The organism is Rhodococcus sp. H-CA8f (assembly GCF_002501585.1).
GTDB lineage: Bacteria > Actinomycetota > Actinomycetes > Mycobacteriales > Mycobacteriaceae > Rhodococcus_F > Rhodococcus_F erythropolis.
In genome coordinates this window covers 2,748,207-2,772,396 of sequence record NZ_CP023720.1, presented here as the reverse complement: position 1 = coordinate 2,772,396, position 24,190 = coordinate 2,748,207, and the positions used below count along the sequence as shown (strand labels likewise).

Here is a 24,190-nt window from a genome sequence, read left to right as displayed (position 1 = left end):
GCGTGAGATACGTCCGATCAGCGCTCATCAGCCTATCGAGAAAACATCGGCTGAACAGTACATTCACGACAAACTGCCCACCTAGTGCCCGCTCGAGCGCTGCACCTTGCAAGCAGTCTCAGCAAACCGATCAGAAATCGAGAAGCACAGCCAAGGGACCCGCAATTACGTTGAAACACATGAACACACCACAGAAGTCCACTTCCGACCACACGTCGTCAATCCACACATCAGCAGGGAGCGCCCAGATGACCACCGCGCAATCCGTGATCCTCGACGTACCCGACCTCGTCGCAGCCGAAGCCTTCTACAACGCTCTCGGCGTCGGAGATCGAATCCAGCTACGCGAATCGAACGAACCGACAACCGGGTTTCGTGGGTACACCCTTTCGCTCGTCGTCTCCCAACCGAACATCGTCGACGCCTTCGTCGGCGCCGCACTCGCAGCCGGTGCCGCCGTCTTGAAGCCGGTGAAGAAATCCCTCTGGGGATACGGCGGAGTCCTTCAGGCTCCGGACGGTTCGATCTGGAAGATCGCCACGTCGTCGAAGAAGAACAATGAACCCGCCACCCGCACAATCGACAGCCTCGTGCTGCTGCTCGGCGCCGAAGACGTCAAGGCCAGCAAGCAGTTCTACCTCGACCACGGCCTCGAGGTGTCGAAGAGCTTCGGCCGCAAGTACGTCGAATTCACCAGCGCAGCAAACAATGTCACGCTGGCACTGTACGGCCGAGGCGCCCTGGCAAAGGACGCCGGGCTCGCTCCCGAGGGCACCGGATCGCACCGAATCACCATCGCCGGTGCGTCCGAACCCTTCGCGGATCCTGACGGTTTCGCCTGGGAAGTCGCGTCCGCTTGACATCAGGCACAGATCACCGGGAAGGCGATCGGTATCCGACCTCGGAGTTCGGCGCGTCATGCGCCGGGTACGCATGCACCAAGGCGGTACCGAGTTTGGGTACCGCGTGAGTGAGCGAATGCTCGGCGCTGTGTGCAATCGCGTGAGCTTCGGCAAGCGTTGCCCGGGGATCGATGTCGAGTTCTGCATCGGCATGCAGTCGGTGTCCGATCCACCGCATCTTCAGATTACGAACACCGAGGACTCCGGGTTCGTGCATCAATGCATGCTCGGCGCCGTCCACCAACTCCGGTTCGACGCCGTCCATCAACCGCCGGAAGACGTCTCGCGCTGCAGTCCTCAGCACCGCCACGATGGCCACGGTGATGACAAGGCCGATGATCGGATCTGCCAACGGGAAACCCAGCGCAACTCCCCCGGCCCCCAGAAGGACTGCGAGCGAGGTGAATCCGTCTGTCCGAGCATGCAATCCATCGGCCACCAGGGCCGCTGAACCGATTTGCCTGCCGACCCTGATCCGATACAACGCCACCAATTCGTTTCCGATGAAACCGATCAAACCTGCCGCCGCTACCCAACCGAGGTGCTCGATCTCGACCGGGTTGATCAATCGCCTCACCGCCTCGACACCGGCGATCACTGCCGACAGTGCGATCATGGCGAGCACGAACAGTCCGGCCAAATCCTCCGCACGCCCGAAACCATAGGTATAGCGCCTGGTTGCAGCGCGCCGACCGAGCGCAAAGGCAATCCAGAGTGGGACTGCTGTGAGCGCGTCGGAGAAGTTGTGAATGGTGTCCGCCAGCAGCGCCACCGAACCCGAGATCGCCACGATCGCAACCTGAGCAACTGCGGTGACTCCGAGCGCGACAAGACTGATCTTGACCGCCCGGATGCCGATTGCGCTCGATTCCAATGCGTCGTCGACACTGTCGGCAGCGTCGTGACTGTGCGGGGAGAACACTTCGCGAACTGCCGATCGAAACCCCTTCGGGCCGTGGACATGGCCGTGGCCGTGACTGTGGCCGTGGCCGTGGCCGTGGGACATCTTTGGTTCGTGCGTCATGACGCACCTTCTTCTTGATCGCTACGATCGACCTTCGCCGAACGCTCCGGGTGTATCTCCCGAAGCTCACCTTCACTACGGTGATGCCCCGGCAATCCTGGTCCGGCATGCTCGGCATTGAAGACCGCATCCGTAACCAGTTGGCGCACATGGTCGTTCTCCAGGCGATAGAACACCGTCGTACCATCGCGGCGCGTTCGCACCAACCTTGCCATGCGCAATTTCGCCAGGTGCTGCGACACCGAGGGCGCCGGCTTGCCGACGCGTTCCGCCAGTTCGTTCACCGAGCACTCGCGGTCTACCAATGCCCACAAAACCTGCACACGGGTTGCGTCGGCCAGCATGCGGAACACCTCGACTACGAGGTCGACTTGATCATCGGAAAGCTTGCGGCGACAAACACCACTATCTGCGTTCATACGTAGATAGTAGATCATGCTGGACGCCGAAGATGACCTCTCGTCGATTCACCAGTTGTGCAAAGCTTGGCGGCAGAGCCCTTCGCCACTCGCAGACCGGGAGACAACGATGAGTACCGACGATTGGAACGCAGGAATCATTGCGGAATTTCGGGAGAACGCGGGCAAGGTAGGTGGCCCCTTCGAAGGTGCGCCCATGGTGTTGGTCCACCACACAGGACGCAAATCCGGACGCGATTTCGTGAGTCCCATGATGTATCTGGCAGACGAGCAGGATCCGAAGACCATCTACGTTTTTGCATCCAAGGCCGGTGCCCCGACCAATCCCGACTGGTACTACAACCTCGTTGCCACCGACCAGACAGAGGCCGAGATCGGCACCGAAACATACCCGGTCTCCGTCAGCGAAGTAACCGGCGAGAAGCGTGACCGCATCTACGACGAGCAGGCCAGTCGATACCCGGGATTTGCCGAATACGCGGAGAAGACAGCTGGGATCCGCACAATTCCGGTGGTGGCACTGACTCGCGCGTAAATCCTGATCGCGCCTCCCCGCCGTTTTCATCTGGAAACGGCAGGGATCGTTTGTACGGAATCACGACACTGAAGACGCTTTGACCTCAGCCTTCGAATGCCGTCCGAGCAGCACGTATCCGACCCAGGATCCGACAACCACTGTCGCCGCGAGCGCCTGTACAAGGCCTTCGATACTCGCCGGATAGAACACGCCGGTGATGTAGTGCGAGATGAATCCGGTGGACGGCAACTCCGCGATACCGGCCATTCGGCGGGCCCAGTTCTCGAGATTGGTCAGCGGGCAGTCATATCCGACCGCTATCGAACCGGCTCCCCAGACGACTGCAAGTAGGTGGAAACCGATGGTACGACGCCACTTCCACGCCACGAACCCACCCAGCACCACATAGAGGACAAACCCGAAGTGAACGAACACCGTTACTACTTCGATGAGCCGATACACCATCGTCGTCTCCGCTCGTGGCGCGGAAGTCCCGCAACAACCAGACTAATCCGATGTTAGTCCTCGTAGAGGTGATCTACCCGGTGTATGCAGCGGTCGTGCGAGCAGCGGCGGCTGCAGCCGCATCCGGGTCGTCGCCCGATGCGATCGCAGCTTCGGCCCACAGTTCACTGCTTCCCGCGATGAATGCCCTGGCCTCGTCGCTCGCCGACCACTCAGGTGTCTCGAGTGGCGTCGCGATCCCCAGTTCCACGTGGCGAGCCAGCCCGAGCAGTCCCATGTCCCACCCGACACCGACGGCACCTGGACCGTACTCGGCCCACCGATCCGGCGCTACGTCCGCGGCGTGTTCGAAGTCGAACAGCGTTGCACCACTGCCTTTTTCGGCGAGATTCACAGTCACGTAGCTCACATCGCCGCCGTATTCCCAGGTGATGCGAAGTGTTCGAGGAGCATCGCACGCCAAAATTTCGCCGCCGGCGTTGCCCTCGAGCTGATAGTGGCCGCCGATCCTGGCTTCTCCCCCGACCGGCATGAACCATTGGGGAATGCGGTCGAACTCGGTGATCGCCGCCCAGACCGTGCCGATGGGCGCCGCGAGGGTCCGCGACATGCGCAACGTGCGTGTTTTCGACTCGTCACCGCCGAACGGGCTCAGCTCTCGCGCTACCACCTGCAACGAATCAACCGCTCTGTCGACCACGACGCTCCTTGGTTCGGGAAAACTTCAGCTCAGTCGCTGCTGTAGATGTACCGATACTTCTTCTCCAGCGGCGCTCTTGCCGATCGCCTTGCAGAGCGCCACGCGCAGCGGAAGCCAGTGTGGACCGTCACCGGACGGCATCAGCGTCGCCTCGAAGGGATGTTCACCATCGAGAGTCCCGACCACCTTCACAGCGCGCCTGGTTCCCAGAAGTTCCGCCGAACCAGGCACCGTCAGAAATGTCGCAAACGCCCCGTCTTTCTCGATGGGAGCGGTGAAGGCGTAATCGAGCGGTTGTGGAGTCTTGTCAGCGGCCATCTCGTGTCACTGTTCCGCAGCGAGTAGGACGTCGGTGTCGAAACAGGTGTGAGTGCCGGTGTGGCACGCGGCGCCCTCCTGATCGACGATCAGCAAGACCGAATCGCCGTCACAGTCGAGTCGCACTTCGTGGACGTACTGAGTGTGCCCCGACGTCTCACCCTTGACCCAGTACTGCTGGCGCGAGCGCGAATAGTACGTCCCCTTACGGGTTTCCAGTGTTCGCGCGAGCGCTTCGTCGTCCATCCACGCGACCATCAGCACATCACCGGTCGACTTCTCCTGAGCAACCGCGCTGAACAGTCCGGCGTCGTTTCGCTTCAGCTTCGCCGCGATTGCGGGATCAAGACTCATATGACGTTTATACCTTCCACCTGTGACTTCCGTGGAATTCCCCTGCTTGGTCGCCGTAGAATGGAAGTTTCTTCGCTTCTCGCTCTGGAAGAGGATCCGACATGAACCATCAACGTCATGACGGCCCACACCCGGAGTACACCTGCCACCTCGTGAACGCGAGCACCGATCGCGTCCCGGCCCGCCACATCGTTGTCGGGATCGGCACAGGCCTGAGCAGCAAGAATGTCGTCAGCTACGGATTGACGCTTGCCGCCAAGGATGATTCAGCACTCCACGTCGTTCACTGCATCACCGCCGAGGACTTGCCGGTCGAAACCGACTCACCACAGTTCGAAACGCGTCTGCACGACGAGATGGTGTCGCAACGCGAACAGACAACCTCGACACTTGCCTCGCACACGGACACCTGGACATACGACTGCACCTACGGAGACCCGGCCGGTGTCATCCTCGCGACCGCGGACAAGTACGACGCCTTCACCATCGTGATCGGATCACCGCGAAAAGGCGCTGCCTCCGCGGTGAGCCAACTGATACACAGCTCGGTCTCTTCCCGACTGAACCGGCAGAACCGTTATCCCGTGATATCGGTTCCGAGCGGAGTCAGATCGGCGAGATAGCCGAACACGGGGCATGCCCGCCTAGCTGATCGAATAATCCTCGAGCGGAAAGCGTTTCGCTTCGACAAACGCATTGTGTGTAGACGTGGGCCGCAGGATCGCAGCCTCCCCGTGCTGATTGAAGTAGTAGCTCCGCGCAGTCTGGCAACTGCCGCCGTAAAAGACGGAGTCCGCGAGGTTCGCCGTCATCCGGTCCAGGAACTCGGCGTTGGCGGTTTCGGTGACCTCGAACGTCTCCGCGCCACGCCGTTTCACCTCACCGAACAGTCGATCCATGTGCTGCATCTGGGATTCGATAGTCGTGAAGTAGGACAACCCGCTGTACGAGTACGGACTGGCGAGCGTGAGGAAATTGGGGAAGTAGGGAACCGTGACCCCCTCATAGGCCTGGAAACGGTTGTCGCGCCACCACTTACCGAGGTTTCGGCCCTCACGGCCGATAACCTCGATGGCCGGAAAGTTCACATCCCAGAGGTTGAATCCCGTTGCCAGCACCAGCGTGTCGATCTCGGTCTTGCGGCCGTCGGCCGTGACGATTCCGTCGGCAGCAATGTGGTCGATCGACGTGGTTTCGAGGTGCACGTTGTCTTTGGTGAAGGTACGGAAATAGCTGTTCGAGAATGTGGGTCGCTTGCACCCGAAGTCGTAGTCCGGTGTGAGTTGCTCGCGGAGATGCGCGTCACGGACCTGCGATCGCAGAAACGCTCGTGATGCGGCTGCAGCGCCCTTGTTCAACAGTTTGACCTGCTTGTAATGCAGGACCGCACTGACCATGATCATTTCGAGTATCGACGAACTGACAGCGCGGGCGATTCGCTGGGTGAGCGGAATGCGCGAGAACAGCTTCTGCACTGCGCTCGGAATGGGGACGTCGATCTTGGGAACGACCCAAATCGGGGTGCGTTGGTAGACGGTCAACTCTGCGGCCTGCCGCGCCACCTCGGGGATCAACTGCACGGCGGTGGCGCCGGTTCCGATGATTGCAGTCTTGGTGCCCGACAAGTCGTAGGAATCGTCCCAGGCGGTGGTGTGGATGATCTTGCCCGCAAATTCGTCGATACCGGAGATGTCCGGTCGATGGGGCTGCGAGAGGAAACCCGTCGCAGTCAGGAGGTACTTGGCAGTGATGTCCGGTGCCCCCTCCACGGAGACCACCCAGTGCGAGGAATCTTCGTCCCAGCGGGCTCCGTTGACCACGGCACCGAACGTCATGTGCTTCCGCAGGTCGTACTTGTCCGCGACATGATCGGCGTACTTCTTGAGTTCGGCACCCGGTGCGAAGAGCCTGGACCAGTTCGGATTGGGCTCGAACGAATACGAGTAGGTGACCGACGCGATGTCGACAGCCAAACCGGGATAGCGGTTGACGTGCCAGGTTCCACCCAGATCGTCCTCACGCTCGAGAATCGCCAGGTTGTCCAGGCCCATCCGCTTGAGTTGAATGGCCGCACCCATTCCGCCGAAGCCCGCCCCCACCACTACTGCGTCGTACTGCACTGCCATCGGAGAATCCCTCTCATGAACTGCACACCCATGAACCACGCACCCGTGAACTGCACATCAGAAACTGACACGTCATTCCGTTATTGAGAACGGTATCATTCCAGACGTGACGAAGGCCATGACCCGAGCGGAACGAAAAAAAGCGGAATTGCGCCGCGAGATCATCGACGCATCATTCGAGTGCTTCGCGGAACGCGGCTACCACGCGACCGGAATTGCCGATATCGCAACAACTCTCGGAATCGGTCACGGGACCTTCTACCGGTACTTCGAGAACAAGCGCGACATCATCGACCACGTCATCGACGATCTGATCGCAAAGATCATCAGCGCACTCGCCGTCGAAAATGCCCCTGACGCAGCAAATACATTGGACGAGTACCGCGCCCAGGTCGGTCGCATCGCCGAAGCGCTCCCCCGCATCTTCTTCGACGACCCGCGCATTCCGCGGGTTCTGCTCTTCGAGACGACAGGCGTCGACGCCGATCTCACTGGCCGGATGCTCGATCTACTCGACCAGTCGGCATCCTTGACCGCGGCGTACCTGCATCACGGAGTCGAATGCGGCTATCTACGCGCCGACCTCGACGTCGACAACACTGCGCAGGCCGTCAACGGCATGATGCTGGCAAGTGCGATTCAAGGATTGCGAGCCGATTCGTCCGTCGACTGCACCACGCTGAACCAAGCCATCAGCCGCCTCATGTTCGACGGAATCCGCGCCGAGAACGCCTAGCGAACGACGATTCCCTCGGCACGCATCGCATCCTTGACCTCTGGGATGCTCAGATCGCCGAAGTGGAAGACGCTCGCTGCGAGAACTGCGTCTGCACCCGCTTCGACTGCCGGGGCAAAGTGCTCGACCAGGCCGGCACCGCCACTGGCGATCACCGGTACGTGGACTGCCGCCCGGACAGCGCGGATCATCAGAAGGTCGAAGCCGGCTTTAGTACCGTCGGCATCCATCGAGTTGAGCAGGATCTCCCCCACTCCCAACTCGGCACCACGCTCGGCCCACTCGACAGCGTCGATCCCGGTGCCGCGCTTGCCCCCGTGCGTGGTGACCTCCCACCCCGACGGTGTGTCCGGCTGCCCCTGAGGAACGGTGCGGGCGTCGACCGAGAGGACGATGCACTGCGAGCCGAAACGCTCACTCAGTTCCTTGAGCAGTTCCGGGCGCGCAATCGCCGCGGTGTTGACGCTGACCTTGTCGGCACCGGCACGCAGCAGACGATCGACGTCCGCGACCGTGCGCACTCCACCGCCGACGGTCAGAGGAATGAAAACCTGCTCGGCAGTACGACTTACGACGTCGAGCATCGTGCCACGATCCGACGTGGAGGCGGTGACGTCCAGGAAGGTCAGTTCGTCGGCGCCCTGAGCGTCGTACGCTGCCGCGAGTTCCACCGGATCTCCGGCGTCGCGAAGATTCTCGAAGTTGACACCCTTGACCACTCGTCCGGCGTCGACGTCGAGGCACGGAATCACACGAACTGCGAGGGTCATGACTGTGGTCCTCCTGAGGACGAAGCGCGCGGATCACCGAGCGCGTTGAGGATATCGAGAATCTCACCGTGGATGCCCGGGGCGGCAGCGAGCACCGACTCCGATTCTACGGTCCACGGGTTGCCGGCCAGATCGGTGACCACCCCACCCGCACCGCGAACGAGAGCGACCCCGGCCGCGTTGTCCCACGCGTTGCGGCCGTAGACGATCGCTCCGCCCAGGATGCCAGCCGCCGTGAAAGCGAGATCGACTCCGGTGGAGCCGTGTATCCGGATCCGCGAGGACACTTTGCTGATCTCGGCGAGGAGGTCGAGACGGAAACTGCCGGGGATCCGGCCGCGACTGTTGACGTTGAGGGCACCCAATCCGACGATCGACGACGCCAGATCGGTTGGCTCCAGCGGCGGTACGGCGATTCCGTTGACCAACAACGGACCGCCGGCACGAGTGGCGTACGTGTGACCGATCAACGGAAGCCAGGTCAATCCGAGTACCGGGACACCATCGTCGAGAAGCGCCAACAGTGTTCCGGCAGTGGGCAATCCGGCCGAGTAGTTGAAAGTACCGTCGACGGGGTCGAGAACCCAGACGAGCCCCGAACCGACGTCTGGGCCGCCGAATTCCTCGCCGTGCACCTCGATGCCGGTCTGCTCGAACAACTCCGCGGTCAACCGCTTCTCGAGCGCGAGATCGACCTCGGTGGCAAAATCACCCCAGCCCTTGCGGACCGCACTCGGGGCGCCGACACCGGCGACGAACTGATCGTGGACGCCATCGAGAAGCCGACCCGCAATCGCGAGAAGTTCGTCGAGGTCACGCGTCGGAGTCATCTGGAAAATCTATCCGGAAACTGCTGCCAGCGCTTCGGGGAGAGTGAAGCGACCGGCATACAGCGCCTTGCCCACGATCGCGCCCTCGACACCCTGATCAACCAGGCTGGAAATGGCGAGCAGATCCTCGATGGTCGACACACCACCGGAGGCGACGACGTGAGCGTCGGTGACAGCGCAGACCTGACTGAGAAGTTCGAGGTTGGGACCGGTGAGGGTGCCGTCTTTGGAGACGTCGGTGACGACGTAACGGGTGCAGCCGTCGCGATCGAGACGGGCCAGGGTCTCCCACAGATCGCCGCCGTCGGTGACCCAGCCGCGCCCACGGGTGCGGTACTGGCCGTCGACCAGACGAACGTCGAGTCCGACGGCGATCTTGTCGCCGTACTTGGCCAATGCACGGGCACACCACTCGGGATCTTCGATAGCGGCGGTTCCGAGATTGACGCGGGCACAGCCTGTGGCCAGTGCAGCTTCCAGGGAAGCGTCGTCGCGGATTCCTCCGGAGAGTTCCACCTTGACCGTCAGGTCGCCGATGACGCCTGCCAGCAGTTCGCTGTTGGACCCACGCCCGAAAGCGGCGTCGAGGTCGACAAGATGCACCCATTCGGCACCGTCGTTCTGCCACGCAAGAGCAGCGTCGCGGGGCGACCCGTAACCGGTCTCACTTCCCGCCTCTCCTTGCACGAGGCGAACAGCTTCACCGTTGACAACATCTACAGCAGGCAAAAGGACCAGGCTCACGTGCGGTAACCCTAGTAGGTCAGGACCTCGAACCGTCTTCCGGGTCACCGAACGCTTTTCGGGTCATCCGCTTGGATACGACGCCCATTGCCGCGATCGCAGCAACGACCCCCACGAGACCGATCGCGAGACCGACACCCGGCGAGGGTTTGAGCACGACGATGACGACGGTGGCGACCGCCAACGCAGCCACAGCGGCGCCGAGCGAGAACAACGCCAGACGAGCGAGGGAAAAGTCGTCGCCACGGTTCGGGCCGGATCTCCCGGTCACAAACTCTGCACCCAGTTGCTCAGCAACTCGGCGCCTGCGTCGCCGGATTTCTCGGGGTGGAACTGCGTTGCCGACAACGCACCGTTCTCGACGGCAGCGAGGAACTTTCCGCCGTGATCTGCCCACGTCAGCTTCGGAGGTGCGATGTGCTCGGACGGCGCGAGTTCCCAACTCTGCACACCGTACGAGTGAACGAAGTAGAAGCGGGTGTCGGCGTCGATACCCTTGAACAGCGTGCTCGACTCCGGAGCCTCCACGGTGTTCCAGCCCATGTGCGGCAAAACCTCTGCTTGCAGCCTCTCGACGGTGCCAGGCCATTCGCCGCAGCCCTCCGCCTCGACACCGAATTCAACTCCGCGGTCGAACAGAATCTGCATGCCGACGCAGATACCCAGCACCGGTCGGCCACCGGCCAAGCGTCTACCGATGATTCGGTCACCCTGGACTGCGCGCAGACCTTCCATGCAGGCCGCGAACGCACCGACGCCGGGCACCACCAGACCGTCCGCCGCCAATGCAACCTTCATATCGTTGGTCACCTCCACCTGCGCCCCGGTGCGCGCCAGTGCGCGAGTAGCCGAATGCAGGTTGCCGGAGCCGTAATCGAGTACAGCAATCGTGGAAGCGCTCATGCCCCAACTCTATCGGGCAACCCTGCTGCCGATCACTTTGCCGCCCGCGGCCAGTGCCGGGAGCAGAGCGACAACGACCGCAGAGACCGCGAAGACCCACGCATAGCCGGCAGTCGTGGCCACGAATCCCAACGCCAGTGCACCGATTCCGGTGCCGGCGTCGTAGCCGATGTTCCAGATCGCGCTGGCGGATCCGAGTTGCCTCGGGCCGGCAGCCTGAAACGCCATGACCAAGGATTCGTTCTGCACCGCCCCGAACCCGAGCCCGAAAAGGACCGCCGCGCAGAACAAGACCGGCGTCGACCCGCCGTCGACGTTGATCGCGAACAGCACCAATCCGATGGTCGACGACGCCAATGCCGGCGCGAGTGTCCGACCACTGCCGAGACGATCGGCGATCAGGCCCGCCGAGTACCGGCCGATCAACATCGATCCACTGGCGGTCGCCAACACCACACCTGCAACGGCCGCGCGCTCCGAGATTGCGATCGGCAGTAGAGACGACAGCCCGCCGAACGACGCGGATACACACGCCAGAGCGAGCACCGGGACCAAGACGACGAACACACTCAACCGGGCGGATTCGCCGGTGGGCTGGGCGAAGATCTTCGGCAACCCGGCAATGGCCACCAGCGCGAGTGCCGGGATCAGCGCACCGAGAACGAACACCGGTGTTGCCGACCACCGTTCCATGATCGCAAGCCCCAGCGGAAGCCCCGCCATTTGTGACGCTGCGATCGCGATTCCCTGAGCGCCGGTGGCACGGCCCAGAATTCGTTTGGGCGCCAACTCCGCCACGAGCGCACTGCCGGCAACAGTCAGCATGCCGAAACCGATTCCTCGCACCGCGGAAACCGCCAGGACGGGGCCGGCGTCGGCCGAGATCAACAGCACCAACGACGGTGGACCGAGGAGCAGACATCCGACCGCCAGCACGCGCCGGTAGCCCTGCGTCCGCAACAACCGAGGCACGAGCAGTTGCGTCACGACCGTGGCCGCCATGAAGACACCGGTCACCGATCCGGCGAGCGCATCCGATCCGCCGGAATGCGCAACCAGCAACGGCACCACCGGCAACAGCAACGACCAGCCACCGAAAGCTGCCGCCGCCATGATCAGGACACCGATCATGCCCGGAGTGCGAAGCAACCCCGGCGATGGAGCAGGATCTCGCGACTCAGACACAGTCACTTTTCGCGTCACAGACGCAGTGCGCCCGCTACCGCCGCCAGAACCGCCAACGCCAGAAGGATTCCCGACGCAAGCTTGTTGACCTTGAACATCGAGTAGGCGCCGCCCACGGCAATACCCGCGCCGATGAACAGCAAGTAGGTGAAGAGGACGCTCACAGTGTGCCCTTCGTCGACGGCACGCCACTCACGCGCGGATCCGGCTCGACCGCCTCACGCAGAGCGCGCGCAACGGCCTTGTACTCGGCTTCGGTGATGTGATGCTGATCGCGGCCGTACAGAACCCGAACGTGCAGTGCGATACGTGCATTCAATGCGATCGACTCGAACACGTGGCGGTTGATCACCGCGTGATACGGAACGCCCGGGTACCCGCCGATGACGGAATGCACCATGTAGTCGGGCTCACCGGTGTGCACGCAGTAAGGGCGACCGGAGACGTCGACCGACGCGTGCGCCAGCGTTTCGTCCATCGGGATGAAAGCGTCGCCGAAACGACGGATGCCCTTCTTGTCGCCGAGTGCCTGGCCGAGCGCCTGGCCGAAAACGATCGCGGTGTCCTCGACGGTGTGGTGGGCGTCGATCTCGACGTCACCCTTCGCCTTGACGTCCAGATCGAAGCTGGCGTGCGTACCCAAGGCATTTAGCATGTGGTCGAAGAACGGAACGCCGGTGGAGACGTCGACGATGCCGGTCCCGTCCAGATTCAGTTCGACGACGATGCTTGATTCCCGAGTTGTTCGTTCGATCCGCGCGATGCGATCGCTCATGCCGTCTCTCCTGAATTCGTGTCGACCAGCTGGGTGCCTGCGATTTCGTCACTGGCCTTGATGAACGCGTCGTTCTCGGCTTCGAGTCCCACTGTGGCCCGCAGGTATCCGGGGATGCCGATGTCGCGGATGAGAACCCCGCGGTCGAGGTATTCCTTCCACGCCTGTGCACTGTCGGTGAACTGACCGAACAAGATGAAGTTCGCGTCACTGGGAATCACTCGGAAACCGGTGTCCGCCAGCGCCTTCGACACCCGATCACGCTCGGCAGACAAGGCGTGGACACTGCCGAGGGTCTCGTCGGCGTGACGCAGTGCGGCACGTGCCGCAGCTTGCGTGACCACCGAGAGGTGATACGGCAAGCGCACCAACAACAGTGCGTCGATGAATGCGGGAGCTGCGGCGAGGTAGCCGAGTCGGCCACCGGCAAACGCGAACGCCTTGCTCATGGTGCGGGTGACAACCAGCTTGGCCGGGAACTCGTCGATCAGCGTCATCGCGCTGGGGGCAGCGGAGAACTCCGCGTACGCCTCGTCGACGATCACGATGCCCGGCGCCACGTCGAGAATGCGTCGCAGTTCCGCAATACCGACGCTGTGTCCGGTCGGGTTGTTGGGGCTGGTCACGAACACGACGTCCGGTCGACGCTCCTCGATCACTGTGACGGCAGCATCCACGTCGAGTGCGAAATCGTCCCGACGGAAGACCTCGACCCACTCGGTATCGGTACCGTCGGCGATGATCGGGTGCATCGAGTACGAGGGCACAAAACCCATCGCGCTGCGCCCCGGACCTGCGAACGCCTGCAACAACTGCTGCAGAATTTCGTTCGATCCGTTTGCCGCCCAGAGATTGTCGACGGTGACCGGCACCCCGGTCTGCTTCGACAGGTACGCAGCCAGATCCGTCCGCAACGCCACAGCGTCACGGTCGGGATAGCGGTGCAGTTCCTTCGCGGCTTCGCGCACGGATTCGGCGACATCGTCGATGAGCGCCTGCGTCGGCGGATGCGGGTTCTCGTTCGTGTTGAGCTGAACCGGCACCGCCAATTGCGGTGCGCCGTATGCCGACTTTCCACGCAGGTTCTCGCGAATCGGAAGGGCGTCGACCGTAATCGATTCTCCAGGAGCACTACTCATCGCAGAGCCTCGAATCGTAGACGCACAGCCTCGCCGTGAGCAGGCAGGTCCTCCGCATTGGCGAGCGTGATGACATGTCCGGCAACGTCTTTCAGAGCCGACTCGGAGTAGTCGATCACGTGGATCCCACGCAAGAAGGTCTGCACGCTCAGACCGGAGGAGTGACGTGCACACCCGGCCGTCGGCAGAACGTGGTTGGAGCCGGCGCAGTAGTCGCCGAGGCTGACCGGCGCCCATGGGCCGACGAACACGGCACCAGCGCTGGTGACCTGAGCTGCGACACCGGTTGCGTCCTCGGTCTGAATCTCGAGGTGCTCGGCCGCATAAGCGTTGACGACGCGCAGACCAGCGGAAACATCGGAGACCAGCACGGTGCCCGACTGGCTGCCGGTCAGTGCCGTGGTGACGCGTTCGCGGTGCTTGGTGATCTCGAGCTGCGCAGCCAGAGCTTTGTCGACCGCGTCGGCCAATTCGACGCTGGTCGTGACAAGAACGCTGGCGGCCATCACGTCGTGCTCGGCCTGACTGATGAGGTCGGCGGCAACGTGGACCGGGTCAGCGGTGTGGTCGGCGAGGATCGCGATCTCGGTGGGACCGGCTTCTGCGTCGATGCCGACCAGTCCGCGGCACAGACGCTTGGCCGCAGTGACGTAGATGTTGCCGGGACCGGTGATGAGGTCGACCGGGACAAGCTCGGTTCCATCGGTGTCGGTTCCGCCGTAGGTAAGGAGGGCGACGCCCTGCCCGCCGCCGACGGCCCACACCTCGTCGACGCCGAGCATGGCTGCGGCGGCAAGAATGGTCGGGTGCGGCAATCCGCCGAAGTCGGCTTGGGGCGGCGAGGCGACAACAAGCGACCCGACGCCGGCCGTCTGAGCCGGCACGACGTTCATGACAACGCTCGACGGGTACACGGCATTGCCGCCGGGTACGTACAGCCCGACGCGCTCGACCGGCACCCAACGCTCGGTGACCGTGCCACCCGGAACGACCTCGGTGACGGTGTCCTTGCGACGCTGATCGGCGTGCACCTTGCGGGTGCGCTCGATCGCAACCTCGAGGGCTTCCTTGACTGCGGGGTCGAGTTCACGAAGTGCGCGCTCGAGCTCGGCTGCGGGTACACGAACCGAAGCCGGACGAACGCCGTCGAACTTCTCGCCGAACTCGAGGGCGGCTTCTGCCCCGCGATCACGAACAGCTTCGACCATCGGGCGAACCTGATGCAGCACCGCGTCCACATCCACTCCACCTCGGGGAAGCGCGGCGCGAAGTTCGGCCGTGGATGGGGTACGACCACGCAGGTCGGTGCGGGCAAGCATGAGAGTTCCTCTCGTACGCAAACGGGGTGCCTGTGCAAGCGGCAGCAAACCGGTCCGGCATTACAGGCCGAAACAATGCGCCTGAAACACAGAACTGATGTCAATTATCCAGGATAGGCGCACCCCATTTTTCACCGGTCCACCTGCGACGCTCACTGCAGGTCCGGCGCCCGCCGCCGGGCGAGTTCGATCAGCTCGTCCCTTCGGTCGGTCGCCACCGAGATTTCGCGTCCGTCGTGCAGACGAAAGCGGACCCCGGCGCCGGGTGACGCGAGAATTACCCGCATACCTGGGCCGGTCATTCGATAACCGATTCCGGAGCCCATCCCGATATGTACTGCAGTTGCAGACACAACTTCGTCCCACCGAAACACCTGACGCAGCCCCGGAGACAGCGCGATCGACACTCGTTCGACGTCTGTGGTGATGATCACGCGCACCTTCCACATGTACGCGGCCAACCCGAAGGACAGGACCGCGGACAACACGGCGCCGACGTAGCCCGCCGGGTCGTGTTCCACGATCGCCGCGAACCCGCAGACAATCACCAGGACAATTCCGAGGACGACGCACAATGCGGCCGTCGAACGCCGCAGAAGTGGGCTCAACGAAATTGACTCGTGAACTTCGTGCACAGCACCCCCGCCTCGATCGCCGACAACCCCCGCACCGCGGAACGGCACCGGGAACACGACCATCCCATTACTCGCGCTTTTATAACAAACACGTCACGCACAGCTAGGGTCCAAAGTCGTGACAGACAGTGACGTGGCCACGACCGCACCTCCGGCCTTGCCGACCCCTCAGCGATCCAGCGGACCGAACCGAGCACGGATCGTTGCGATTGTCGCATCGATCCTCGGCATAGTTTTGTGCGGATCAGTGCCGTTCCTGCCGATCGAGCAGGACACAGCCGTCGTCAACTGGCCGCAGGCCGGGTCGACGACAAGCGTCGAGGCGCCATTGGTCTCGTACACACCGCTGCGCATGGAGGCATCGATCCCGTGCGCGTCGATCAGCGAGTTGGCCGCCACCGGCGGAACACTCGTCTCGACGGCTCCCCCGGGTGCCGCCGATGCGCGCCGCTACGGATTTGTTGCCACTGTCTCCCCCGAATCCGCCGACGCTCCCGCTCGGGTCGACGTTGTCCTGCGCGATCAAGTGCTGCTCTCGACACCCGTTGCTGATCTGCAAACTGGATGCGCACTCACGCTCGCCGCCGAGCCGACCCGAACCACCTTCAGCGCCACCGGTTCCGAACCGCGCGTCATCGAGGGCGACAGCCGACCACAGGTAGTCGGCGTCTTCAGCGACCTCGATTCGGCATCAGCCGGTTTGAACGTCTCGATCGAGGCGGACTCTCGCTTCACGTCGAGCCCGTCGGTGATCAAGACTCTCGCCATGATTCTCGGGGCACTCACGGCTGTCGTGTCCCTCTTCGCGCTGCACCGCCTCGACAACCGCGACGGCCGGGGCACACGCAAATTTCTGCCCGCCCGATGGTGGAAGTTCACCGTCCTCGACGGCGTCGTCGTCGGAACTCTGGTGCTCTGGCACTTCATCGGCGCTACCACCACCGATGACGGCTACCAGTTCACGATGGCCAGGGCCTCCGAGCAATCGGGCTACATGTCCAACTATTTCCGGTGGTTCGCGGTCCCCGAGACCCCGTTCGGAACGCCGTACTACAACATCCTCGGACTCCTGGCGCACGTCAGCACTGCAAGCCCCTGGGTTCGTCTGCCTGCTCTGTTGGCAGGCATCATCACCTGGCTCGTCATCAGCCGCGAGGTCGCGCCTCGACTGGGAGCCGCAATTCGCGGAAACCGGCTCGCCCTGTGGACCGGCGCGCTTGTCTTCCTCGCGTTCTGGCTTCCGTTCAACAACGGACTGCGTCCCGAGCCGATCGTTGCTCTCGGCGTCCTGCTGACGTGGTGCTCGATCGAACGCGCAGTCGCGACGAGACGACTTCTGCCGGTCGCAGTCGCGATTCTGATCGCCGGATTCACCTTGACCGCCGGGCCTTCCGGCCTCATCTGCTTCGCCGCACTGATCGCCGGAATCCGCCCGATCATGCGCATCATCATCGAACGTGCCCGCACCACCGGTTACATCGCGGCCGTCGGGCCACTGCTAGCTGCCGGACTGTCGATCCTCATCCCCGCGTTCGGCGATCAGAGCCTCGCCGCCGTCATCGAGATGCAACGCGTCCACTCGATCTCACCGAACCAGCCCTGGTTCGACGAGTACCTCCGTTATCAATACCTCTTCAACATCTCCGTCGACGGTTCTCTGACTCGCAGATTCGGTGTGTTCGTCATGGTTCTGTGCCTTGGCGTCTGCACCGCGATGATGCTGCGCAAGGGCGGCCGGATTCCCGGTTTGGCCGCCGGCCCGTCACGCCGCGTCGTGGGGTTGACGATCGGCGCACTGCCGCTGCTGATGTTCTCGCCGACCAAGTGGACGCACCACTTCGGAATCTTTGCCGGACTCACCGCCGTTCTGGCGATGATGACGGCGGTCGCCGTGGGAACAAAACTCCTGCGCTCGCCGCGCAATCGGGCCCTCTTCGCGGCAGCCGTACTGTTTCTCCTGGCCGTCGCATTCACCGGCAGCAACAGCTATTACTACGTGTCCAGCTACAGCGTTCCGTGGTTTGACAAGCCGGTGTCGATCAGCGGACTCGGCGCGAGCACCGTCCTCCTCGGGTTGACTGTGCTGATGCTCGGCGTCGCCGCGTGGTACTTCTTCCGTGAGCCGTACACCGCCGGGAAGGAACCGTCCGCGAAGCACGCTCGACTGCTTGCCATCTCGCCACTGACGATTGCCGCAGGTGCCATGGTCCTCTTCGAGGTGCTGTCCATGGCCAAGGGCGCGGTCACCCAGTACCCGGCCTATTCGGTGGGCCGTGCAAACGTCGACGCCGTTCTCGGCCAACACTGCGGACTCGCCAACGACGTTCTGCTCGAGACCGATCCGAACGCCTCGATGCTGACGCCCCTCTCGGGCAGCGTCGCCACAGCACTCTCCGCCGGTGGGGCTACGGGATTCGATCCGAATGGCGTCGCCTCCGACCTTCGAGCAGACAAGGAAGCCACGGCTACCGGCGGCGCGAACACCGTCGACACCTCCGAGGACACCGCCGGTAACTCGGCCGGAACCGGCGGAGGCGCCGGACAGACCGGGGTCAACGGCAGTTCGGTCGCGTTACCGTTCGGTCTCGACCCGGCGACAACACCCGTCATGGGTAGTTACGGTCAGCCCTCCCCCGGCACTCTGACCAGCGACTGGTACCAACTCCCCGACGTGGGCGAGAACGCCACACGCGGAGACATCATCTCGATTGCAACCGCTGGTCGTGTTCGGTCGGTCGACAAGGACGGAATCGTCACCTACGGCCAGAACGTCGAGGTCGAATACGGAACAGCGCGTGGCGTCGACGATGCCGAAACAGACGCTGTGGAAACACTCGGAAAGATCGCGCCCCTCGACATCGGTCCGGCACCGTCGTGGCGGAACCTGCGTGTGCCGCTGGACCAGATTCCCGTCGAAGCCAACAGCATTCGACTTGTCGTCAGCGACTACGACAGCAAGCCCGACCAATGGGTGGCCGTCACCCCGCCGCGGGTTCCGAAGACCCAGAAGCTCAACGACGTCGTCGGTTCACAGGCGCCCGTCATGCTGGATTGGGCTGTCGGACTGGCATTCCCGTGCCAACGCCCCTTCGATCATCGGGTCGGTATCGCCGAGGTCCCCGAGTATCGGATCCTTCCCGACCATTCCGGCGCGCTCGTGACCAGTGCCTGGCAGGACCACTACGGCGGTGGACCGTTGGGGTGGATCGATCTGCTCCTGACCGCTCAGACCATTCCGTCGTATCTCGACAACGACTGGGCTCGCGATTGGGGTTCGATCGAGAAGTACACACCGATCGATCCGAGTGCAGTGCCTGCCCAGGTCGACGAAGCGACCGTTCAGCGCTCCGGGACGTGGAATCCGGGATCGATGACCATGGTTTTCTGAGCGGAATTTCTGAGCGGATGGGTCACTGAGTGACACGGTCCAGTCGCGGGCGGATCGGACGAAACGCCTGCGACTGGACACTTGTATGACTTAGTCTCCCAGGCATGGGAGCCCTGTCACGGTCTGTTACGCCTGCACTCATGGCACTGACGTGCCTGCTCGGGGCGCTCGCCTTTCCCACTCGCGCCTCGGCGGAGGTACCGGATGACTTCCTCTGGGGCGTTGCCACCTCCGGATTCCAATCGGAAGGTTCGTCGCCGGACAGCAACTGGTCTCGATACTCCGATTCCGGACGAACCCACGACAAGATCGGTGATTCGGTCGACTTCCGGCATCGCTACGCCGAGGACATCGACCGGGCGGCCGATCTGGGATCGAAGGTTTTCCGATTCGGCGTCGAGTGGGCGCGAGTTCAGCCCGCCGCCGGGAGCTGGAACGAGGCCGAATTCGCGTACTACGACGACGTGGTAGCTCACATCCGCGCGCGGGGCATGACTCCGATGATCACGCTCGACCACTGGGTGTATCCGGGATGGGTTGTCGATCAAGGCGGCTGGACAAATCCGAAGACGGAAGCCGATTGGCTGGTCAACGCAGAGAAGGTAGTCGAGCGGTACTCCGGAATCGGAGCGCTGTGGATCACGATCAACGAGCCGACTGTGTATGTTCAGCGTGAATTGACCTACGGCGGAATCGCACTCACCCAGGCACCGTCGATGTTCGATTCATTGGTCCGAGTCCACCGGGCGATCTACGACCGCATCCATGTTCTCGATCCCGGTGCCCGCGCGAGCAGTAATTTCTCCTTCATTCCCGGCGTGTCCGAGGCGATCGATTCGGTATTCACGGATCGGGTGCGCGACAAGCTCGACTTTCTCGGGATCGACTACTACTACGGTGTGGCCCTGAACAATCCGACTGCCGCGTACGCCGCACTCGACGAGTTCTACAACGTCACACCACAACCCGAAGGCCTCTACGACGCATTGATGCGGTACTCGGGCAAGTATCCAGAACTCCCCCTCTACATCGTCGAGAACGGCATGCCCACCGACAATGGAGCGCCGCGCGCCGACGGTTACACACGCGCGAATCACTTACGCGATCACATCTATTGGATGGAACGCGCCCGAGAAGACGGTGCCGACGTGATCGGCTACAACTACTGGTCCATCACCGACAACTACGAATGGGGTTCGTACCGACCTCGATTCGGCCTCTACACGGTCGATGTTCTCGGCGATCCCACTGCGGCGCGAATCCCGACCGACGGCGTCGACGCCTACCGCCGGATCATTCACGAGAACGGCGTCGGGGCCGACTACGTGCCCGTCATGGCCCCGGCTTTCTGCTCGCTCGTCGATCCTCCCCGCAGCTGTACGGCTACTCGATGACGGCCGTTTTCCGAAATTCCTCCACACCTCGTCGTTAGGATGTCCCATGCGAACACTGCGAAATATCGCCGGAACTGCCGCTGCCACGGCTGCCCTGATCCTGGTTGCCGGAGGCGCTGCGACAGCAGCCCCCAACCCGGCCGATTCACCCCGCGAGGCGCAGGCACGCGCCTACATCGACGCCCTGGTCTCCCATGACGTTTCCGATGTTCATTTCGCCCCGGATGCGACGCGCGTCGAAGCCGGACTCAAGACGGGGTTCTCCGGACCACAGATGTCCGCCGACCTCGAAAACGGTATCCAATACCGCGTTATCCAGGGCGTACGAGACCTCGAGATGTCGGAAGCCGGGGACATCGTCTCGACCACCTATCTGCTCGACGCGGGAATCGGTGGCACTCGCCTCATGACCGTGGAGATTCGTGAAACCTTCGAAGTCCGTGACGGTCTCATCCACGACGTCGTCGCCCACATCATCCCGGTGTCTGTGTCCTGACGCGCGCCCGATAGCTACTGGGCGGTGCACCCGAAACTCGGGTGCACATCGCTGCGAAGGCAGCCGGCGTCGAGTATCCGAGTTCAGACGCAACGGCTGTCACACTGGCACCGGCAGAGAGTTTCGGCAGCGCGTGAAGAATGCAGGCACGCTGCATCCACGACGACGCGCTCATCCCCGTTTCCGAGATCAGCAAGCGGTGCAGTGTTCGTTCACTGATGTGGAGTTGCTCGGCCCACCGCGTGGGCGAGTCGTGGATCGACGGGCCGGCGAGATACCGCGTGCACAACGCCCGCAATCGCGGGTGCCGAGGCAGCGGGAGTTCCACAGGTAGGGGCGCAAGATCGCGAAGTTCGTGCAGGATCAGCTGAAATACCGCGGCGCCGCGTCCGTGTGCGGGGAAGTCGTCCTCCACGTTCAGCTCGACATCCATGTCGACTGCAGCGACGAGCAGCTCACGCAGGAGCGACGACACCGCGACGACTCGGCACCTGACCGGGAACCACGGCGCTGCGGACGGTTCGATGTAGAGGCTTCGCGTGCTGACACCGTCCATCGTCACTGCATGAGCGACACCGGCGGGAATCATGACCGCATTGGACGGCAGAACCGTCCACTCACCGTCATCGGTTTCGACGTTCATCGCACCGTTCACAGCGAAGAGAAACTGGGCTCGTCGATGTTTGTGGGCGGCCAGCACGTGACCTGGTGGGTAGTCGGTTCCGATTGCGAGAACACCGCGAGGTGAGTGATCGACGTCGTTGATCGAGATGTTGCGCACCGGAGGAACCTACCGAGTCCGTGTCTGATTGACAATGGAACGTGGCGAACCTTCGAATGTGCGCCAGCGGAGAAATCGCTACCGTTCATCAAGTGCTTCACTACGCCCTCATCCTTCTCGCTTTCGGCGCCTTGACCGGAGTCACTACCGTTCTGTTCGGATTCGGTGGCGGGTTTGTCACCGTCCCAGTCGTTTACGCTGCATCCACACTTCGGGCGGACGTCATCGATCCGATGCATGTCGCCGTCGCATCCTCGGCGGCAGTGATGGTGGTCAATTCACTCAGTGCCACAATCGCATTCAGGAAGTCAGGACGGCTTCGGGCGGAGTACATCAGACCACTGATCGGCCCCGTCGCAGCCGGAGCAGGCCTCGGAGCGGTTGCGGCAGGTCACGTCGACGACGGCGCCGTTCGGATTCTGTTCGTCCTCTACCTCGTGGTCACAATCCTCGACAGCCTTCTGCGACAAGGGTTTCTGACACCACCTGAACCTCGAGAACATCTTGACCGTCACGGCGTCCGCGCTGTCGGGATAGGCATCGGCGCCGTCGCAAGTTTCCTCGGAGTCGGCGGGAGCGTCATGACGGTTCCGATGATGCGTCGCGGCGGAGTTCCGATGGCCGACGCCGCCGCGAGCGCCAACCCGTTGAGCTTGCCTGTCGCCGTCGTCGCGACTGCGGTGTACGCGGCCTCATCAGGGCACAGCACCGCCTCGGATCTGTCAGCGGGCAGAGTCGGCGCAATCGACCTTCTCGCCGTTTGCGCGTTACTGGCCGGCTCTCTACCTGCGATTGCACTGAGCCGGCGAATTGTCGGCGCCATCCCGGACCGGATCCACGCCGCCGCCTACATCGCTTTACTCGGCGTAGTCACGGCGGTGATGATCGCGGCTTAGTGGACGGCGTACCGCAGATAGATGACGCCACTGTCGAAGGTTTTCTGTTCCAGCAGCCGCAGGTCCAGTCGCCCGCGCGGGAGAGCAGGCAATCCGCCTCCCACGCTGACCGGGCAGACGAACAGTCGGCATTCGTCGACCAACCCCGCCGCGAATGCACTTGCAGCGATCGTCGGCCCGCCGATCGAGATATCTTGTACCGCTTCGCTCTCGAGCGCACGAACGGCGTCGGCGTCGAAGTCCCGGGCAATCGTTGTGCGCGCCGTCGACACCTCGTTCAGCGTCGTGGAGTACACGATTTTATCGATGCCACCCCAGATCTGAACGAACTCGACTGTCGCCGCCTCGATTCCGGCAAACTCGTCCGGCACCGAAGAACCTACCGATGCGGAAGTACCTTGAAGGTCCTCGTGTGCCGTTGTCTCCCAGGGAATCATCGTCTCCCAGGGAATCATCGTCTCGTACATCCGGCGCCCGAGCAGGTACGTGCCGACTCCCCTCTCGAGCTCGTTGACGAACGAATGGACCTGCGCGTCGGGAACCGCCCAGTCGAAGTTCCCCTGCTCATCAGCCACATACCCGTCGATCGAGCAGATCGCCGAGTAGATCAGGCTCACCATCGGTCCACGTGCAGCACGTTGTCGACCGGTTCACGGGCGGCGGGTTTGAACGTCTCGCCGGTGAAGTACGCCGTCGGGATAAGCGCCGCCTGATGGAATCCGGCCGGAATACCCAGCAGCTCGGCAACTTCCGCTTCACGCTGCAGGTGCAATGTCGTCCACGCCGTACCGAGTCCACGTGCCCGTGCGGCCAGAGCGTAACTCCACGCGGCCGGGAGTAGAGAACCCCACAGACCGGCCTGGTTCCCCTCCGGCAACGTCTTACCCGCCTTGATGCACGGAATGAGAAGAACCGGCACCTCGCCCATGTGCTCACCGAGCCACGCGACGCTGGTGCCTACTCGCTGTTGGATCGGCGCGCGATCGGGATCATCGGCGAAGAGTTTTGCCGCCGAACCGTGAGAAGCAAGGTACTCGTCGGTGACTTCCTTGTAGATCTGCCCGACTGCTGCACGCAGTGCCGGATCGGTCACCACCATCCACTGCCACCCCTGGCGATTCGAACCGGAGGGCGCCTGCAGGGCGATCTGGAGGCATTCCTTCACCAGGTCCAACGGCACGGGACGGGTCAGATCCAGACGCTTTCGAACCGTCCGCGTTGTGGTCAGTAATTCGTCGGGTGTCAGGTCGAGTACGGGATACGACGTCATCTCCCGATCATTGCACTGTCGCGAGCAGTGAGCAGGACAGTCCGTCTACACTTTTCTGATCCCGTGCGTGCTGGTTGTCGGGAGTATTTCCCGATCAAAGGACT

At 62.7% G+C, this 24,190-nt stretch carries 29 protein-coding genes; 8 read left to right on the top strand and 21 right to left on the bottom strand.

Annotation, left to right across the window (positions count from 1 at the left end):
• The first annotated feature begins 248 nt into the window (after nt 1-248).
• Nucleotides 249-860 (top strand): glyoxalase, encoded by a 612-nt coding sequence (locus CPI83_RS13100; RefSeq protein WP_097387311.1) that lies wholly within the window; start codon nt 249-251, stop codon nt 858-860.
• 13 nt (nt 861-873) lie between these two features.
• Here the strand turns inward: CPI83_RS13100 and CPI83_RS13095 are convergent, their stop codons facing one another.
• Nucleotides 874-1,926, bottom strand: coding sequence for a cation diffusion facilitator family transporter (locus CPI83_RS13095; RefSeq protein ID WP_097387310.1), 1,053 nt, complete (start codon nt 1,924-1,926; stop codon nt 874-876).
• Entirely contained in the window at nt 1,923-2,345 is a 423-nt protein-coding gene (locus CPI83_RS13090; protein ID WP_097388183.1) for a metalloregulator ArsR/SmtB family transcription factor, read from the bottom strand. Before CPI83_RS13090 ends, CPI83_RS13095 begins: the two co-directional genes overlap by 4 nt.
• A 109-nt stretch (nt 2,346-2,454) precedes the next feature.
• Here CPI83_RS13090 and CPI83_RS13085 point away from each other — a divergent pair, with 109 nt between their 5' ends.
• Complete coding sequence (locus CPI83_RS13085; protein WP_031333478.1) at nt 2,455-2,880, top strand: nitroreductase/quinone reductase family protein; 426 nt, start codon at nt 2,455-2,457, stop codon at nt 2,878-2,880.
• Between the two features lie 60 nt (nt 2,881-2,940).
• Here the strand turns inward: CPI83_RS13085 and CPI83_RS13080 are convergent, their stop codons facing one another.
• From CPI83_RS13080 to hisI, 4 genes are all read right to left on the bottom strand, one after another.
• Nucleotides 2,941-3,327, bottom strand: a complete 387-nt coding sequence (locus tag CPI83_RS13080; RefSeq protein WP_075833371.1) for a DUF2784 domain-containing protein — start codon at nt 3,325-3,327, stop codon at nt 2,941-2,943.
• 73 nt (nt 3,328-3,400) lie between these two features.
• A complete protein-coding gene (locus CPI83_RS13075) occupies nt 3,401-4,027 on the bottom strand; it encodes an SRPBCC family protein (RefSeq protein WP_046378659.1) in 627 nt (208 codons plus the stop codon).
• Between the two features lie 24 nt (nt 4,028-4,051).
• Complete coding sequence (locus CPI83_RS13070; protein ID WP_019748768.1) at nt 4,052-4,345, bottom strand: DUF1905 domain-containing protein; 294 nt, start codon at nt 4,343-4,345, stop codon at nt 4,052-4,054.
• 6 nt (nt 4,346-4,351) lie between these two features.
• A complete protein-coding gene (gene hisI / locus CPI83_RS13065; protein ID WP_003942390.1) occupies nt 4,352-4,699 on the bottom strand; it encodes a phosphoribosyl-AMP cyclohydrolase in 348 nt (115 codons plus the stop codon).
• A 101-nt stretch (nt 4,700-4,800) separates the two neighbouring features.
• Here hisI and CPI83_RS13060 point away from each other — a divergent pair, with 101 nt between their 5' ends.
• Nucleotides 4,801-5,322: a universal stress protein gene (locus tag CPI83_RS13060; RefSeq protein ID WP_021344483.1), complete on the top strand. Its 522-nt coding sequence runs from the start codon at nt 4,801-4,803 to the stop codon at nt 5,320-5,322.
• Nucleotides 5,323-5,343: 21 nt separating this feature from the next.
• Here the strand turns inward: CPI83_RS13060 and CPI83_RS13055 are convergent, their stop codons facing one another.
• Entirely contained in the window at nt 5,344-6,825 is a 1,482-nt protein-coding gene (locus tag CPI83_RS13055; RefSeq protein WP_031333481.1) for an NAD(P)/FAD-dependent oxidoreductase, read from the bottom strand.
• Between the two features lie 106 nt (nt 6,826-6,931).
• Between CPI83_RS13055 and CPI83_RS13050 the strand changes: the two genes are divergently transcribed.
• The gene (locus CPI83_RS13050; RefSeq protein ID WP_020907998.1) at nt 6,932-7,561 is read left to right on the top strand and encodes a TetR family transcriptional regulator; all 630 of its coding nucleotides are present in this window, start codon (nt 6,932-6,934) and stop codon (nt 7,559-7,561) included.
• Here the strand turns inward: CPI83_RS13050 and hisF are convergent.
• The 11 genes from hisF to CPI83_RS13000 form a co-directional block, all read right to left on the bottom strand.
• Nucleotides 7,558-8,331, bottom strand: coding sequence for an imidazole glycerol phosphate synthase subunit HisF (hisF, locus tag CPI83_RS13045; RefSeq protein ID WP_003942380.1), 774 nt, complete (start codon nt 8,329-8,331; stop codon nt 7,558-7,560). The two genes, CPI83_RS13050 and hisF, sit on opposite strands and share 4 nt — an antisense overlap.
• A complete protein-coding gene (locus CPI83_RS13040; RefSeq protein ID WP_021333657.1) occupies nt 8,328-9,161 on the bottom strand; it encodes an inositol monophosphatase family protein in 834 nt (277 codons plus the stop codon). Before CPI83_RS13040 ends, hisF begins: the two co-directional genes overlap by 4 nt.
• 9 nt (nt 9,162-9,170) lie before the next feature.
• The gene (gene priA, locus CPI83_RS13035; protein WP_003942371.1) at nt 9,171-9,905 is read right to left on the bottom strand and encodes a bifunctional 1-(5-phosphoribosyl)-5-((5-phosphoribosylamino)methylideneamino)imidazole-4-carboxamide isomerase/phosphoribosylanthranilate isomerase PriA; all 735 of its coding nucleotides are present in this window, start codon (nt 9,903-9,905) and stop codon (nt 9,171-9,173) included.
• Nucleotides 9,906-9,924: 19 nt separating this feature from the next.
• Nucleotides 9,925-10,176, bottom strand: coding sequence for a hypothetical protein (locus CPI83_RS13030; RefSeq protein WP_042952048.1), 252 nt, complete (start codon nt 10,174-10,176; stop codon nt 9,925-9,927).
• Entirely contained in the window at nt 10,173-10,808 is a 636-nt protein-coding gene (hisH, locus tag CPI83_RS13025; protein ID WP_003942389.1) for an imidazole glycerol phosphate synthase subunit HisH, read from the bottom strand. The genes CPI83_RS13030 and hisH overlap by 4 nt, the downstream gene beginning before the upstream one ends.
• 9 nt (nt 10,809-10,817) lie before the next feature.
• Entirely contained in the window at nt 10,818-11,939 is a 1,122-nt protein-coding gene (locus tag CPI83_RS13020; protein WP_024487482.1) for an MFS transporter, read from the bottom strand.
• A gap of 68 nt (nt 11,940-12,007) precedes the next feature.
• Nucleotides 12,008-12,157: a hypothetical protein gene (locus CPI83_RS30995; RefSeq protein ID WP_007732248.1), complete on the bottom strand. Its 150-nt coding sequence runs from the start codon at nt 12,155-12,157 to the stop codon at nt 12,008-12,010.
• A complete protein-coding gene (hisB, locus tag CPI83_RS13015) occupies nt 12,154-12,768 on the bottom strand; it encodes an imidazoleglycerol-phosphate dehydratase HisB (RefSeq protein ID WP_003942383.1) in 615 nt (204 codons plus the stop codon). Before hisB ends, CPI83_RS30995 begins: the two co-directional genes overlap by 4 nt.
• Nucleotides 12,765-13,907: a histidinol-phosphate transaminase gene (locus tag CPI83_RS13010; protein WP_021333660.1), complete on the bottom strand. Its 1,143-nt coding sequence runs from the start codon at nt 13,905-13,907 to the stop codon at nt 12,765-12,767. The genes hisB and CPI83_RS13010 overlap by 4 nt, the downstream gene beginning before the upstream one ends.
• Nucleotides 13,904-15,226 (bottom strand): histidinol dehydrogenase, encoded by a 1,323-nt coding sequence (gene hisD / locus CPI83_RS13005; RefSeq protein WP_020908000.1) that lies wholly within the window; start codon nt 15,224-15,226, stop codon nt 13,904-13,906. The genes CPI83_RS13010 and hisD overlap by 4 nt, the downstream gene beginning before the upstream one ends.
• 152 nt (nt 15,227-15,378) lie before the next feature.
• The gene (locus CPI83_RS13000) at nt 15,379-15,834 is read right to left on the bottom strand and encodes a hypothetical protein (protein ID WP_232816919.1); all 456 of its coding nucleotides are present in this window, start codon (nt 15,832-15,834) and stop codon (nt 15,379-15,381) included.
• Nucleotides 15,835-15,994: 160 nt separating this feature from the next.
• Here CPI83_RS13000 and CPI83_RS12995 point away from each other — a divergent pair, with 160 nt between their 5' ends.
• The 3 genes from CPI83_RS12995 to CPI83_RS12985 all read left to right on the top strand — a co-directional run bounded on the left by CPI83_RS12995 (nt 15,995) and on the right by CPI83_RS12985 (nt 21,139).
• Complete coding sequence (locus tag CPI83_RS12995) at nt 15,995-19,249, top strand: arabinosyltransferase domain-containing protein (RefSeq protein WP_097387309.1); 3,255 nt, start codon at nt 15,995-15,997, stop codon at nt 19,247-19,249.
• 140 nt (nt 19,250-19,389) lie between these two features.
• Nucleotides 19,390-20,643: a family 1 glycosylhydrolase gene (locus CPI83_RS12990; RefSeq protein WP_097387308.1), complete on the top strand. Its 1,254-nt coding sequence runs from the start codon at nt 19,390-19,392 to the stop codon at nt 20,641-20,643.
• A 46-nt stretch (nt 20,644-20,689) separates the two neighbouring features.
• Complete coding sequence (locus CPI83_RS12985; protein WP_020969792.1) at nt 20,690-21,139, top strand: hypothetical protein; 450 nt, start codon at nt 20,690-20,692, stop codon at nt 21,137-21,139.
• Here CPI83_RS12985 and CPI83_RS12980 read toward each other — a convergent pair.
• Nucleotides 21,117-21,920 (bottom strand): helix-turn-helix transcriptional regulator, encoded by an 804-nt coding sequence (locus tag CPI83_RS12980; RefSeq protein WP_020969793.1) that lies wholly within the window; start codon nt 21,918-21,920, stop codon nt 21,117-21,119. The genes CPI83_RS12985 and CPI83_RS12980 overlap by 23 nt on opposite strands.
• Before the next feature lie 92 nt (nt 21,921-22,012).
• Here CPI83_RS12980 and CPI83_RS12975 point away from each other — a divergent pair, with 92 nt between their 5' ends.
• Nucleotides 22,013-22,816 carry a sulfite exporter TauE/SafE family protein gene (locus CPI83_RS12975; RefSeq protein WP_223258000.1) on the top strand — a complete coding sequence of 268 codons (804 nt, stop codon included), beginning with the start codon at nt 22,013-22,015 and terminating at the stop codon, nt 22,814-22,816.
• On the opposite strand, the gene CPI83_RS12970 is transcribed toward CPI83_RS12975, so the two are convergent.
• Nucleotides 22,813-23,436 (bottom strand): dihydrofolate reductase family protein, encoded by a 624-nt coding sequence (locus CPI83_RS12970; protein ID WP_047889943.1) that lies wholly within the window; start codon nt 23,434-23,436, stop codon nt 22,813-22,815. The two genes, CPI83_RS12975 and CPI83_RS12970, sit on opposite strands and share 4 nt — an antisense overlap.
• Nucleotides 23,430-24,086 (bottom strand): nitroreductase family protein, encoded by a 657-nt coding sequence (locus CPI83_RS12965; protein WP_003942413.1) that lies wholly within the window; start codon nt 24,084-24,086, stop codon nt 23,430-23,432. Before CPI83_RS12965 ends, CPI83_RS12970 begins: the two co-directional genes overlap by 7 nt.
• Between the last annotated feature and the right edge of the window lie 104 nt (nt 24,087-24,190).